Genomic DNA, 14,560 nt, shown 5'->3' with positions numbered 1-14,560 from the left:
GGAATGACAGCGCTGTCAATTTGCTATGCAGCATGACCGTCGCCCATCCTGGGCGCGGTGGTCTCAGGGTGCGACGGCGGTGGAGCCCCGGATCTGCAGGGAGAAAGGCAGCTGCACCAGTCGACCGGTGCCGTGACCGCGTAGCTCGGTCAGCAACTGCTCCGCCGCGATCTTTCCCATCTCGCGGCTGGGCTGCTGGATGGTGGTGAGTGCCGGCCAGAGCTGGCGTGACAGGGGCGTATCGTCAAAGCCACAGACAGACAGGTCGTGCGGCACCTTCAGGCCATACTCACCGGCCGCCCACATCACGCCGGTGGCCATGTCGTCGTTGGCCGCGAACACCGCCGTCGGTCGCTCGGCGAGTGAAAACAGCTGCCGTGCCGCCTCCACACCCGAGCCGAAGGTGAAAGCGCCCTGCACTACCAGATCCGGATCTTCCGGCAGACCCGCGGCTTCCATCGCCTCGCGATAGCCTGCCAACCGCCAGCGGCTGGCACCGTGATTGGCGATGCCGATCACGTGAGCGATGCGCCGATGGCCCAGCTCCAGCAGATGCTCGACGATCGCACGCGCGGCGTGCTGCTCGTCCATGGTCACACCCAGGGTCTTGCCGCGCCGCAATGGCGACACACTGGCATAGGGCACCTTGTGCTCACGCAGGCGTTTCAGCAGTGGCGCATAGTCGGTAATCGGTGGCGTCAGCACCACGCCGTCGGGGTGGTGGTCGGAAATCAGCGTGTCCAGGCGGCGGATAAAATCGCCATCGCGCATGCGCAGTGGTCGCACCATCATGCTGTAGCGATGCGCGTCACAGGCCTCGAGCACGCCATCCTGGATTTCGGCCAGATACGTCGAGGACGGGTTGTCGTTGTTGTCGTACAGCATCGCTACCAGGAACGAGCGATTTCCTGCCAGACTGCGCGCCGACGGATGCGGTCGATAGTCCATTGCCTCCATGGCAGCACGCACACGCTCACGCGTGGCGTCGGTCACGTTGGCCTCGTCATTGAGCACGCGCGACACCGTCTTGGGCGATACGCCCGCTTCGCGCGCCACATCTTCGAGACGTACCCGCATGGATTCTCCGTTGTTGTCACGCTGTCGATTGACTATGCCGTCAGAGCCCTCTGCTTTACAAGGGCGACAAAGGGCATCGATGCTGCGCCCGCAGCATGCGGGATGCGCAAGGTCATGACATAACTGTTGCTGGAGGAGTTACCCATGACCCGGATCAACCACAGTGCAGACCCGCTGCGTGCGTGCTGAGCACGCGCCGACACAGAGATCGGCGCTCTCGTTCTGGCAGATATGGAACATGTGCTTCGGCTTTCTGGGCCTCCAGTTCGGCCTCGCCCTGCAGAACGCGAATGTCAGTCGGATATTCCAGACATTGGGCGCGAACGTAAACGACATTCCCACCCTGTGGATCGCCGCGCCGCTGACGGGACTGATCGTGCAACCGATCGTCGGTCACTATTCCGATCGGACCTGGAACCGCCTGGGCCGACGCCGGCCGTACTTTCTGGCCGGAGCCGTGTTCGCCTCGCTTGCGCTGCTGTGGATGCCGAACACGCCGGCGTTGTGGATGGCCGCCGGCTTGCTGTGGATCCTGGATGCGTCGATCAACGTGTCGATGGAGCCGTTCCGCGCCCTGGTGGGCGATCAGTTGCCCACGCGGCAACGTCCCGCGGGTTATGCAATGCAGAGTTTCTTCATCGGCGCGGGTGCCGTGGTCGCTTCCATGCTGCCCTGGGTCCTGGCGCAGTTCGGTGTCGCCAACGTGGCGAAGGACGGAGGCATTCCCGATACGGTGAAGTTCGCCTTCTACGGCGGCGGCGCGGTACTGCTCGGGGCCGTGCTCTGGACCATGCTGACCACGCGCGAGTACCCGCCTGCGCAGCTGCGTTCGTTTACCGACAACGTGCCTGAGGGGCCGTCGGTGGATGTATCACGGGCTGGGCGACCGGGTTTGCTACTGCTGCTGGCGGGTGCCGCGGTTTTCGTTGCGATCAGGCATTTTGCGCTGGAGAAGGAGGTTTACCTGCTGGCAGGCGGCCTGATCCTGTTTGGCCTTCTGCTCACCTGGCTTGGCCGGACCCGTAGCCACGGGATGCTGCGCGAAGTGATGGGTGACGTCTATGGCATGCCGATCTCGATGCGGCGCCTGGCCGGGGTGCAGTTGTTTTCCTGGTTCTCGCTGTTCGCGATGTGGATCTACACCACCGCAGGTGTGACGCAGACGATTTACGGCACGGCCGATACCAGCTCGTCGGTCTACAACGAGGGAGCCAACTGGGTCGGCGTGCTGTTCGCCGCCTACAATGGATTTGGCGCACTGGCCGCGGTGGTTATCCCGCTGATGGTTCGCCGTTGGGGCCTGCGCATCAGCCACGTGATGAACCTGTGCCTTGGTGGCGCAGGGCTGTTGTCGTTCCTGTACATCCGCGACCCACACTGGCTGCTCGCCTCGATGGTGGGTGTCGGCTTTGCCTGGGCTTCGATTCTATCGCTGCCTTATGCGCTGCTTTCGGACAACCTGCCCACGGCGAAGCTGGGCGTCTACATGGGCATTTTCAATTTCTTCATCGTGATCCCCCAGGTGCTCGCCGCCAGCGTTCTCGGTCTGCTGCTGCGCCTGTGCTTTCACAATCAGCCCATCTGGGCACTGGGTCTGGGCGGCGCTAGCCTGCTCCTCGCCGCTCTGTGCACGCTCTACGTCCCCGAGCCGGAAGGGCGAACTTAGGCAGGCGCTCTATCCGGTCAGTCGTCGGGTCTATCCCGTTGTCGACCCAAGCCAGGCAAGATCATCCCGACGCGTTTGCGATAGTCGTCGTAGGCCGAGCCAAAGTGCGAAAGCAGGTCGCGCTCTTCATGCGCGATCCCGATGAAGATGTACGTGGTCATTCCTGCCGCGAACAGTAGATGACTGAAGGTCAAGTGCGGCGTTGCCCAAAAGGCAATCAAGAATCCCAGGTAAAGTGGGTGGCGGACGAAACGATAGAACAGCGGTTCGCGCAATGGCGGGGGACGATCTTCCCGCGCCTGACCGTGGTGCCACGCCTGACTCAGTCCGAAAAGTTCGAAGTGGTTGATAAGGAAGGTGCTTAGCAAAGCGACTATCCAGCCAATAGCGAACACCGCCCAGATCAACGGCGCCGCGACGCCTTTACGCACGTCCCAGATCGTCCCGCCAAGCGTATGCCAATTGCGCAGCATGATAACGAGGGCGACAGCGGCTGCCAGCACGTAGATCGATCTTTCTACCGAAGGCGACACGATTCGGGTCAAGCGCGCTTTGAACCAAGGCCTCGCCATGACGCTGTGCTGACTTCCGAACAAGGCGATAAGGAACAGGTCGAACCCGATAGCCTGGACCACAGGCGTACCGTTGACCGCGTTGTTGATCGTCGTTGGAAAGACCCCGACATCGCCAATGAAGGCGATTAGCCATAGGAAACTCGCGAAAAAAAGAACGTACGCAACAAGAGCGAAGCCCACCGCTAACATGCGTTGCATAAGTTTCCCCCAGTCGGAGAGGCATCCACGCTATCACGGAGCGGTCGGTGGTGATCATCAGGGCATCGTCGCGGGGATAATGGGCGCCGATTAAAGAAACCGTCACACTCAAACGGCATTGAGAACACTACGATCTTCCGGGTCACTCGGACGCAAGGAAAACATGCAAATGAAGAAGCTGGCAAACGGGTTACTGATCGCGGCTCTGCTGACAAGCACCGCTCACGCCCAGACCAATGCAGGCGATCAGAAGCCCGATCCCGACCTTCCTTTCAACGTCACGAAGGTGGCCAGCTTCGATCTGCCCTGGCGCATCGCGTTCCTGCCCGACGGCCGCATGCTGGTGACCGAGAAGGTCGGCCGGCTGCAGCTGGTGACCCCGCAAGGCGCCAAGACCGAGATCAAGGGCGTGCCGGCCAGCTACGTCGAAGGTCAGAACGGCATGCTCGGCGTCTTCCTTTCGCCGCATTACGCCCGCGACCACAACGTTTACCTCACCTATGTCGCACCCGGTGACTACGGCGGCGGCCTGGCCATGGGCCGAGGTCAACTTGTACTGGATGGCGATCAGGCCCGCCTGGACAACTTCCAGGTGCTGTGGCGCCAGATGCCCACGGGCAAGGGTGGTCAGGCCGGCGCCCAGATCGCCTTTTCACCGGACGGCAAAACTCTCTTCCTCACCGTCGGCGACCGCCAGCGGTTCACGCCCGCCCAGGATCCCAATCAACCCGTCGGCAAAATCCTGCATCTGACGCTCGACGGCAAACCTGCGCCTGGCAATCCCTGGGCAGGAAAGGTCGGAACGCCCACCATCCCGCTGATCGATCCAGCGACCGATACCGAGGCCGCCAAGACGGCGCCGGTCGTCAGCACGTATACGTTCCCCGGACCGAACCTCACGCCAGCCGAGACCTGGTCCGTCGGCCACCGCACACCGTATGGCCTTGCCTTCGGTCCGGACGGTCGACTGTGGGAACTCGAGCACGGCCCCAAGGGCGGCGACGAACTGAACCTGATCCAGCGCGGCAAGAACTACGGCTGGCCGCTGGTTTCGTATGGCATGAACTACAACGGCGTGCCCATTCCCTCCCCCGATACGCGGGCCGATCTCGTCAAGCCCGTGATCTATTGGGAGCCGGTGATGGCGCCGGGCAACCTCATGTTCTACAAGGGCAGCCTGTTCCCGCAATGGAAGGGCAGCGCCCTGCTCAGCGGCCTTGTCAGCCTGGGCATCATCCGCGTGACGTTCGACGGCAAGGGCGGCGCCACCGCGGTCCAGCGCTGGAGCCTTGGCAAACGCATCCGGGATATCGAAGAGGCACCGGACGGTTCGCTGTGGTTGCTGGAAGATGCGCAACCCGGTGGGCTGTATCGGCTCACGCCGAAGTAAGTCCACTCGACGGTTTACCTGCCCTCCCGCCTTGCCCGATGCAGTGCAGCATGGCAAGGTGTGCGGCTTCGTGGCGGCCTGAGCCTGTCTGCGTACGCTGCACAGGAATTCGTATGTCTCCCTCCGCCCTCTCCGTCCGCCAGAACCTTCTGGCGGGTTTGACCACCGCGTTCGCGCTTGTGCCAGAGGCCATGGCCTTCGCGCTGGTCGCCCACCTCAATCCTTTGATGGGCCTTTACGGCGCGGCGATTATCGCGGCGCTCACGGCCGCTTTCGGTGGCCGACCGGGCATGATTTCCGGTGCGGCAGGCTCGATGGCAGTGGTGATCGTGGCCTTGGTCGTGCAGCACGGCAGCGAATATTTCCTGCTCACGGTGCTGCTCGGCGGCCTGATCCAGTTCCTGTTCGGCGTGTTACGGCTGGGCAAACTGGTGCGAATGATTCCGCATCCGGTCATGCTCGGTTTCGTAAACGGCCTGGCGATCGTGATCGCCGGTTCGCAGCTGGAACATCTGCACGCGCCGGGCGGCGGTTGGCTCACCGGCAACGCGCTCTACCTGATGCTCGCCCTCGCGCTCGTGGCCATGCTGGTGGTGTATCTGCTGCCCCGGCTGACCCGGGTCGTGCCGTCGGCCCTTGCATCCATCGTGATCGTCAGCCTGATCGTGCATCTGTTCGGCCTGCCCACCCGCGCCGTCGGCGACATCGCTTCCATCAAGGGTGGCCTGCCCTTGCTGCATTGGCCACAGGTGCCGTTGACGCTGGATACGCTGAAGATCGTGTTTCCCTATGCGCTGGTGATGGCCATGGTCGGGTTGCTGGAAACCCTGCTCACGCTCAACCTGGTGGATGAAATCACCGCCACCGAAGGCCAGCCCAATCGCGAGTGCATGGCACTGGGGGCTGCCAACGTGGTGTCCGGCCTGTTCGGCGGCATGGGCGGCTGCGCGATGATCGGCCAGACCATGATCAACCTCACCTCGGGCGGGCGCACGCGTCTGTCTGGCATCACGGCTGGCGTGCTCGTGATGTGCTTCGTGCTTTTCCTCTCGCCGCTGATCGAACGTATTCCGCTGGCCGCGCTGTTCGGCGTCATGCTGGTGGTGGCGCAGAAAACCTTCGCCTGGGGAAGCGTGCCGTTACTGCGCCGGCTGCCGCTGTCCGATGCGCTGACCATTGTCGCTGTCACCGTCATCACGGTGCTGGCCAATCTCGCGACCGCCGTGCTGTGTGGCGTCCTGATCTCGGCGATCGCCTTTGCCTGGAAGCACGCCGATCGTCTCAGCGTGAATCGCGAGGACCTACCCAATGGTGGCCGTCGCTATCTTCTGCGTGGCACGGTGTACTTCGCGGCTACGTCGCGACTGATGGCCATGTTCGACGTGGAGAACGATCCGGTTTACGTCGAGCTGGATTGCTCCGGCGCGCACCTTGAAGACCACTCTGCCGTCGAAGCCATCGAGGCCTTGCGGCGTCGCTACGCCCAGCAGGGCAAGCAGTTGCATGTCACGCGCCTGAATGATGCGTGCGAGACCTTGCTGATGCGTGTGGGTGGTGCCGAGGCGTCATCGGGAACGGGTGGCCACGCTTAGAGGGGCGTGACAGCGCTCCTTGGTTCCTGTCATTCTCGCCGACGATCCGGCGCGGTCGCGGCACCACGCACAGGCAGCGGGAAAACAGGGGCACGACGAATGACAAAGCGAATTCTGGCCGCGCTGGCGGCGATCGGCTGCCTCGGCTCGGCAGCAACGGCGTGGGCGAACGAGACGCCGACCAGGCCACTGGTGACTGACCCGGCATACCTGGGCCCTGTCCGGCTTGTCGACATCGGAGGCAGGCGCCTCAATCTCTATTGCCGCGGCACGGGTTCGCCCGCCGTCATTTTCGATGCGGGAGGGAACGATACGACGATTGCGTGGGCGCTGGTGCAACCGGCGATCAGCAAGACGCACACGACCTGCTCCTACGACCGCGCAGGGCTTGGCTTCAGCGACGCCTCCGATCGTCCAGGCACGTCGGGGAACGACGTCGACGATATCCACAAGGCCCTGCAGGCGGCGCGTATCAAGCCACCGTATCTACTGGTGGGGCATTCCTCCGGTGGCATGGCGGTCCGTGTCTTCGCGGATCGGTATCGTGATGAAGTTGTGGGCATGGTCATCGTCGACGGCTCGCATGAGGACCAGGTGAGCCGCGCGAAGGCACGAGAGGCGCTCGAGGCCAGCGAGATGCCGGCGCTGGCGAAGCACGATGTTCCAGCAGACCCACACTGCGTTGATGCGGCCAAAAGTGGCGCGATTCCCAAGGACTCTCCCGCCTTCGCGCCCTGCGTCGGCGAGATGTATCCCGGAGTGGACCAGGCGATTACCGATGCGACCTTCAAGGCCATGGCGTCGCTCAAATCCCAGAAGGCTCACACGTCGGAGGAGGAGAACTTCGCGACGGTAAGCGCAGACGAAACCCGTGCCACACGCCGCGATTTCGGTGACATGCCCATCATCATGCTCACGCATGCACCGCGCCCTGCTCCCAAAGATTTGCCGCAGGCCATGCAGGACCGACGCACCATGGTGTGGGAACAAATGCACAATGAGGTCGCCGCCATGTCCGCGCATGGTGTGAACTGGATCGTTCCGCGCAGCGGCCACACGATCAACTACGACCGGCCTGAGATCGTCATTGATGCGATCGAACAGGCGCTGGCAATCGCAGCCCGGCAGGCGAGCGAACGGAAGGACCGCTGACCGAAGCGCGCCGCCGCGTTGACCTGACTGAATTTGTAGATAATAATCATTCTCATTAAAGTCAGCCAATCAGGTCATTCCCTCCGTGTCGGTGAACACCGCGTCACCCGCCCCCGTGGTCGAGGCGCTCTACGTGGAACATGCCGGCTGGCTGCGGGCCTGGCTCCGACGGCGATTGAGCAATGAAAGCGACGCAGCCGACCTGACCCAGGACGCCTTCGTTCGGGTCATCTGCTCGCGGCACACCGAAGAACTCCGTCAACCGCGTGACTTCCTGGCGACCATCGGGCGAGGTCTTGTGGCGGATCTCTTTCGCCGTCGTACCCTCGAGCGCGCTTATCTCGACGCGCTTGCCTTGCACGGCGAGGAGCATGGGCACTCCGCTGAAGCGTACGCATCAGCCATCGACGTTCTGGTCGAGATCGACACCATGCTCGATGGCCTGGGTGCGAAGGTAAAGCAGGTCTTCCTGCTATCGCAGTTCGAAGGCTTGCCGTATGCGCAGATCGCCGGGCGTTTAAACGTCTCGCTTCGAACGGTGAACAGTCACATGGCCAAGGCCATGGAGCACTGCTGTCTACGTCAACTCGATCGCATGGCCCAAGGCTGATGGTCGACAACGATGCCATCCGCCAGGCGTCCGCCTGGTTTGCCCGACTTCAGGCCGACGCCAATAACGGTACGGCGCATGCCGCCTGGCGCGACTGGCTGGACGCCGAGCCCGCGCACCGTGAGGCATGGCTACTGGTAGAGCAGGTACAAGGCCGGTTCGCAGCTATCCCCTCCCCTCGTTCCGCCGCCCAGGCCCTGTCAGCGCGCGAACTCTCGCGGCGGCGTGCACTCGGCCAGATCGCCATTGTGGCCGGACTGGGTACGGCGGGCGCGCTTGGGTTGCGGGAGGTCTTCAGGCAACACTGGCTGGCCGGCTACCGCACGGCCACAGGCGAACGTCGGCAGGTGACCCTTCCCGACGGCTCCCAACTGATCCTCAACACCGCCACCGCACTGGACGTCGCGTTCTCCGGTCGACAACGTCTACTGCGTCTGCATGCGGGCGAAATCCTTCTGACGACCGCTGCGGACCCGGCACCCTCACACCGCCCGCTGGTGGTGCAGACCCCGCAAGGCGAAGCCACCGCGCTGGGTACGCGCTTCACCGTATTCGCCGAGGACGGCGAAAGCACCGTTGCCGTCCTGGAAAAGGCCGTGCGCGTGCAACCGGCGAACGCACCAGCGGTGACCGTCGACACCGGCCACCAACTGCGCTTCACACGTGATGGATCTGGCCCGCTCCAGGCCAACGACGCCTTCGTGGCTTCCTGGGAATCGGGCAGCATCATTGCGATCGACATGCCGCTGGGTGAACTGGTGAGACAGCTCGACCGCTACCGACCCGGGCGCCTGGTCTGTGCCGGGAACATCGCGGGACTGCGTATCTCGGGGGCGTTTCCCATCGACGACACCGACCGCGCGCTGGCCGCCTTGACGCGCAGTTTTCCGGTTCGCGCGGTGCGTCGCACGCGCTACTGGGTTTCCGTCGAGGCGGCGCAGGCAGCCGGTTGAGCGGTCGTTGCACTTTTAGGTGCTCTCGTTCGGCCCCTGAAGGATATCCATGCCTATCTCAGGGAATTTCATGTCTGTTCGACCTCTCCCCGTCCGCCCACGCCGGCTGGCCGCTGCCCTTGCGGTGTTGATTGCAAGTACCGGCAGCATCGCCTCGCTCCAGGCACATGCCGCCGACGTACCCGCCCACGCCTATGACGTTCCCGCGAGCCATCTGACTGAGACGCTTAGCCGCTTTGCGGCCGCCGCAGGCGTCGCTTTGTCCTTCGACGGCAGTCAGATCGGCGACCGCGCATCGCCCGGACTGCACGGGACGTACTCCGTCGACGAAGGATTTGCGCGGTTGCTTGCTGGCAGCGGTTTGCAAGCGGTGGCCGTGGGCGACGGCACCTATGTGCTGCGTCAGGCGAGCGTGCCGCACACCGTGCCAGCGTCGCCGGTGGCTTCGGCAGCGCCTCCTCGGACAGGATCCATGCGTGCGCCAACGACGGACCTGGCCGGCTTACACGTCAACGGTGTCGTCGGCGGACTGGTGGCCCTGCGCAGCACGGCCGGCACCAAGGGCGATACGCCGCTGATCGAAACCCCGCAGGCCATCTCCGTCGTCACCCGCGCGCAGATGGACGTGCAAAACATCCAGAGCGTCTCGCAGGCTCTACGTTACACCTCCGGCACCAACCCGGAGCAACGCGGCGACAACACCGACGGCCTCGAATACATCTATAGCCGGGGGTTTCAGGTCGACGAGTACCTCAACGGTCTGCGCTGGTTTGGCGCCAACTTCAACATCACCAGCATGGATAGCTACCTGCTCGACAGGATCGAGTTGTTGCACGGCCCTTCATCGGTGCTTTTCGGGCAGGGTTCGCCCGGTGGCATGCTAGTGCTTACAAGCAAGTTGCCGACCGAGACCGCGCAGCACGAAGTGATGCTGCAGACCGGCAATCACGGACGGGCACAGGCGGCGATCGATCTGTCCGGTCCGCTCGACGACCGTGGCCAGTGGCTGGGCCGGTTCACCATGGACACGCTGGATACGGGCACGCAGGTGAACCGCGTTCGGCAGGAGCGTGTAGCGGTTGCCGCGTCCGCCACCTGGAAGGCGAGCGACAACACCAGCCTTACCTTGATGGCCAACTACCAGCGTGATCCCGACGCCGGCATATTCAACTACGTGCCCGCCGAGGGAACCGTCCTGCCGGGCCGCTACCGTATCCCGCGCAGCGTGGATCTGGGTGATCCCAACTACGATACCTACAGCAAGACCCAGACATGGGTGGGATATGCGCTAACGCACCGCTTCAACGACACATGGTCGCTGGTGCAGAACGTACGCTACCTGCACAACAGCACCACTATCCACAGCGTGGGCTTCGGCGACAACGGTGTGTATGCCGACGATGGTGGATTGGCCCGGGGTGTCTACGTCAACTACGGCACGATCAACTCGATCGATGCCGATACCCAGCTGCACGGCATCTTCAGTACCGGCGAAGTGGATCACCAGCTGACGACGGGCCTGGACGTGCAACGGAATCGCGACTCGCACGTCTTCAACGCCGATATCGACGGTCTCACGCCATCGATCAACCCGAACGCACCCGTTTATGGCCAGGCGATGCCTGACCCGAACTTCGTCTACGGCACATCCTCGATCAACAAGGCAAAGCAGGAAGGGATCTACCTGCAAGACCAGCTCCACTGGAATCAGTGGACGGCGACGCTCGGCGCCCGGGAAGACTGGACCAGCGAGAACTCGCGAAGCCTCAAGACCGGCGCGGTGACCAATCAGAAAGCCAGTGCCTTCACCTGGCGCGCTGGACTTTCATGGTTGTCCGAAAGCGGCCTGGCCCCGTACGTCAGCTATTCGAAATCGTTCGCGCCGACCCTGGGTCTGGACGCCAACGGCAATGCCTTTAAGCCGACTACGGGGACTCAGGCCGAAGCGGGCATCAAGTACCAGCCGAACGGCGTCGAAAGCTTCATCACGCTGGCAGCCTACGAGCTCAAGCAGCAGAACGTACAGACGCCCGATCCCGTCAACGCACGGCTCACCATCCAGACTGGCGAGGTGCGCTCCCGTGGCATCGAGCTGGAAGGACACGCCCAACTCGGCGACGACCTGCAGTTGGTAGGCAGCTACACCTATAACGCGTTGAAGAACACGCGCAGCAACAGCGGCAACCTTGACAAGGTACCTGCAGGAAATCCTCGCCACATGGTCGCCGGCTGGATCGACTACCGGATGCCCGACGGTGCGTTGCAGGGCTTGAAGATCGGCGCCGGTGTGCGTTATGTCGGCAAGAGCTACGGTGACGCCCTCAACGATTTCAGCGTCCCGGCGTATACGCTGGTGGATCTGTCCCTGCACTACGACCTGGGCGAACGCTGGGCGCCCCTGCAGGGGTGGACCACTTCGCTCACCGCCAGCAACCTGACCGACCGGCGCTACGTAACCTGCACCGGCGAGACGTACTGCACCTTCGGCGCCGGTCGCCTTCTCCTGGCGAACGTTCGCTACCGGTGGTGATCGAGGCCGCGCCATGAAGGCCCGTCACCTGCAACGCTGGTCGATGATCCATCGCTGGAGCAGTCTGGTCTGCACGCTTTTCCTGTTGCTGTTGTGCCTGACCGGGCTGCCGCTGGTGTTTGAGCAGGAGATCAGTCACTGGTTGGACCCGCCGGCATCCGCACCGTCGACGCTGGCCAACCTCGACGGGATTGTCGCGACCAGTCGCTCCCGTTACCCCGGAGAGGCCGTCATTGCGGCCTTCTTCGACGACGATCGGAACGAACTCGTGGTCAGGATGACGCCAACGCTGGACAGTCCTTCGGACAGGATCCATCGGCTGCGTTTCGATGCAGCCAGTGGATCGTTGCTGGGCGACGATCCGAACGACGTGCCGAAGGTATCGCGCACGCTGCTGCTGATTCGTCACCTGCACACGGACCTGGTCATGCGCCTGCCCGGAGAACTCTTCCTGGCGGTCATGGCGGTAGCATTCCTGACGTCGGTCGTCTCCGGCGTGGTGCTGTATGCGCCGTTCGCGCGCAACCTCGCGTTTGGCACGGTCCGCAGGGATCGCTCCCCGCGCGTGCGGTGGCTGGACCGTCACAACCTCTGGGGCATCGTGTTGGCGGCCTGGATGGTCCTGGTCGGCGCCACTGGCTTGATGAACGAGTTATCGGTGCCGCTTTTCAGCTTGTGGCAACGCAACGACGTGGTAGCCATGCTCAAGCATCAGCGCCCGCCTGAAGGCCGTGGTGAAGTGGCATGGATTCCGCCCCAGCAGGCATACGATGTCGTCCGACATGCGCTGCCGGGAATGCAGTTGCTCAGCATTGCCTTCCCGGACGCTGCGGCAGGCACGCCGAACCAGTACGTGCTCTGGATGCACGGCGATACGACATGGACCTCGCGTCTGTTCGAACCCGTTCTGGTCGATGTGCGTGACGGGCGGCTCATCGGTGCGGTGCCCATGCCCTGGTATCTGCGCGCCCTGGAGCTATCGCGGCCACTGCACTTCGGCGACTACGGCGGAATGCCGTTGAAGTTGCTCTGGGCGGCGTTGGATATCGGCACGATTGCCGTGTTGGTTTCGGGGTTGTACCTGTGGGTGGGCAAGCGGCGAAGGGTGGTCAAGACCGGGCAAGCATAGTGAGCGGACGAACCCGGCTCAGGTCAACACCAGGACGAACCGTTGCTTCGCTTTGGCGCTGGCGCCCTGCCGGGCATAGAAGCGTATCGCACCGGCATTCCATTCCGGCGTCTGCCACTGCACTTCGCTCAGACCAAGACTGCGTGCCTTGGCGATCACCGCATCCAACAGTGTCTCTCCTATCCCATTTCCGCGCGCCTCTGCGTCGACGAACAAGCAATCCATATGGACGTATTCGCACGCGGTGAAGGTCGAGAATTCAACCGAGGCGGTGGCGTAGCCGACGGGCACGCCACCCTGCCACGCCATCCACGAATACAGCCGCGGCGGCTTCATGAACAGCGCACGGTACAGTAATGGGGCCTTGCATGCCGGATCGTAGGCAGCCTTCTCGTAGTGCGCATGAGCCGCGCATAAGATCACCAGATTCGGTATGTCGCAGGGCCTGACCGCGTGCACGCCGTCTTCCCTGTGCACGCCGTCTTCCCTATGCACAACGTCGCCGCTCATTGTGGTGCTTCGCTCGAAGATGGAAGAGTGCATTGTTCCCCGCCGGCACGTTAGCGACGACGGCTGTATGTGCCACTGATCGATCAAATGCTGCCAACAACCAACCGACATCCAGGCCGGCGTTGAAGGCCGCGCCGCCGTCGCATGACCGCCGACCAGCGCGCATCCCGAGTCGGGTTTGTGCCAGGCCATTGACGGTCTTCGTGCGCCCTATATCGACGTGCACGATGAATTTGGTGATGGGCCTGAGTGCTGCGCCGGTCTGCGGAAGCCACCGGCCGCTAAGGTCATCATCAACGGCAATATCGGGAGCGGTTATCGGATCGGTCTTCTTCTTGCGCTGAGGCGCCTGGAGTCGGCCACACCTGCCCCAGGAACACCAACATCGCAGCGTCGAAAGCCGCCGGCCGTTGCAACGGAGCAAAGTGACTCACATCAGGCAAAAGGACGAACCGAGCACCCGGAATACTGCGGGCGATGTACTCCGCGTGCTTACGCTCGATGAACTCGTCATGCTCGCCCAGGACGCTCCACACCGGAACGGCAACTTCCCTCAACTGGTCAGGTCCGTAATTCGGCTGTCCAGCCTGCATCACCCCCAGATCGTCACGCATGGCCTCGAAGCCACCCACGACCGGTGAAAGGGCCGCGTACTCCTTGACGTGGTGGCTGTAGATGCGGTCGATCACCGCAGACGGTTGGAAGGATTTGGTACCCGTGCTGTCCACATTGCAGCCGAAGAAGAACACGCCGGCAGAACGGTCGGGCGTTTCACGCGACAGGACGAGGGCGGTATCCGCCCCGTCACTCCAGCCAATGAAGGCTGCCTTGGCAACGCCAAGCGCATCCATGACGGCGCAGGTGTCGGATGCCATGAGTTCATAGCTATAAGGCCTCTCATCCCGGGTCGAGCGCCCCTGCCCCCGGCTGTCGATCAGGATCGCCGTGTAACCCGCCTCGACCAGCGCGGGAACCTGATAGCCCCAGTTACCCGAGTTGCCGAGACCACCGTGCAACAGGATCACCGGCGGACCGGATCCGAAACTGGCATACCAGATGCGCGCGTTTTCGTTGCTGGCGTATCCACTTGTAACCGGCGTGGGAAGCGATGGAACGCCGTGCGCGGCGAGATGTGTCAGGTCGTCGTCGCGATCGGCGACCCGACGCCCTCTGGCAAA

At 63.1% G+C, this 14,560-nt stretch carries 12 protein-coding genes; 8 read left to right on the top strand and 4 right to left on the bottom strand.

Annotated features, from left to right (window positions below; all coding sequences use genetic code 11):
- Positions 1–63: 63 nt before the first annotated feature.
- Positions 64–1,077 carry a LacI family DNA-binding transcriptional regulator gene (locus HB634_RS02755; RefSeq protein ID WP_213947433.1) on the bottom strand — a complete coding sequence of 338 codons (1,014 nt, stop codon included), beginning with the start codon at positions 1,075–1,077 and terminating at the stop codon, positions 64–66.
- Between the two features lie 238 nt (positions 1,078–1,315).
- Between HB634_RS02755 and HB634_RS02750 the strand changes: the two genes are divergently transcribed.
- A complete protein-coding gene (locus tag HB634_RS02750; protein WP_063572102.1) occupies positions 1,316–2,743 on the top strand; it encodes an MFS transporter in 1,428 nt (475 codons plus the stop codon).
- Positions 2,744–2,760: 17 nt separating this feature from the next.
- Here the strand turns inward: HB634_RS02750 and mddA are convergent, their stop codons facing one another.
- Entirely contained in the window at positions 2,761–3,516 is a 756-nt protein-coding gene (gene mddA / locus HB634_RS02745; RefSeq protein ID WP_213947432.1) for a methanethiol S-methyltransferase, read from the bottom strand.
- A gap of 169 nt (positions 3,517–3,685) precedes the next feature.
- On the opposite strand from mddA, the gene HB634_RS02740 reads away from it, so the two are divergent.
- The 7 genes from HB634_RS02740 to HB634_RS02710 all read left to right on the top strand — a co-directional run bounded on the left by HB634_RS02740 (position 3,686) and on the right by HB634_RS02710 (position 12,872).
- Complete coding sequence (locus tag HB634_RS02740; RefSeq protein WP_213947431.1) at positions 3,686–4,906, top strand: PQQ-dependent sugar dehydrogenase; 1,221 nt, start codon at positions 3,686–3,688, stop codon at positions 4,904–4,906.
- 113 nt (positions 4,907–5,019) lie between these two features.
- Positions 5,020–6,498: a SulP family inorganic anion transporter gene (locus HB634_RS02735; protein WP_213947430.1), complete on the top strand. Its 1,479-nt coding sequence runs from the start codon at positions 5,020–5,022 to the stop codon at positions 6,496–6,498.
- A 6-nt stretch (positions 6,499–6,504) separates the two neighbouring features.
- Positions 6,505–7,650 (top strand): alpha/beta hydrolase, encoded by a 1,146-nt coding sequence (locus HB634_RS02730; RefSeq protein ID WP_213947429.1) that lies wholly within the window; start codon positions 6,505–6,507, stop codon positions 7,648–7,650.
- 85 nt (positions 7,651–7,735) lie between these two features.
- The gene (locus tag HB634_RS02725; RefSeq protein WP_213947428.1) at positions 7,736–8,260 is read left to right on the top strand and encodes a sigma-70 family RNA polymerase sigma factor; all 525 of its coding nucleotides are present in this window, start codon (positions 7,736–7,738) and stop codon (positions 8,258–8,260) included.
- Positions 8,260–9,213 carry a FecR domain-containing protein gene (locus HB634_RS02720; RefSeq protein ID WP_213947427.1) on the top strand — a complete coding sequence of 318 codons (954 nt, stop codon included), beginning with the start codon at positions 8,260–8,262 and terminating at the stop codon, positions 9,211–9,213. Before HB634_RS02725 ends, HB634_RS02720 begins: the two co-directional genes overlap by 1 nt.
- A gap of 70 nt (positions 9,214–9,283) precedes the next feature.
- Entirely contained in the window at positions 9,284–11,743 is a 2,460-nt protein-coding gene (locus tag HB634_RS02715; protein WP_213947426.1) for a TonB-dependent siderophore receptor, read from the top strand.
- A gap of 13 nt (positions 11,744–11,756) precedes the next feature.
- The gene (locus HB634_RS02710; RefSeq protein WP_213947425.1) at positions 11,757–12,872 is read left to right on the top strand and encodes a PepSY-associated TM helix domain-containing protein; all 1,116 of its coding nucleotides are present in this window, start codon (positions 11,757–11,759) and stop codon (positions 12,870–12,872) included.
- 18 nt (positions 12,873–12,890) lie between these two features.
- On the opposite strand, the gene HB634_RS02705 is transcribed toward HB634_RS02710, so the two are convergent.
- Together HB634_RS02705 and HB634_RS02700 are read right to left on the bottom strand one after the other, a co-directional pair.
- Entirely contained in the window at positions 12,891–13,382 is a 492-nt protein-coding gene (locus HB634_RS02705; protein WP_082878917.1) for a GNAT family N-acetyltransferase, read from the bottom strand.
- Positions 13,383–13,675: 293 nt separating this feature from the next.
- Positions 13,676–14,407 (bottom strand): alpha/beta hydrolase, encoded by a 732-nt coding sequence (locus tag HB634_RS02700; RefSeq protein WP_213947424.1) that lies wholly within the window; start codon positions 14,405–14,407, stop codon positions 13,676–13,678.
- Positions 14,408–14,560 lie beyond the last annotated feature (153 nt).

The sequence above is a fragment of the Luteibacter sp. dw_328 genome (assembly GCF_018449605.1).
Taxonomy (GTDB): Bacteria; Pseudomonadota; Gammaproteobacteria; order Xanthomonadales; family Rhodanobacteraceae; genus Luteibacter.
The sequence above is the reverse complement of the archived record's forward strand: the minus strand, read 5'-3'. Positions and strand labels throughout refer to the sequence as shown.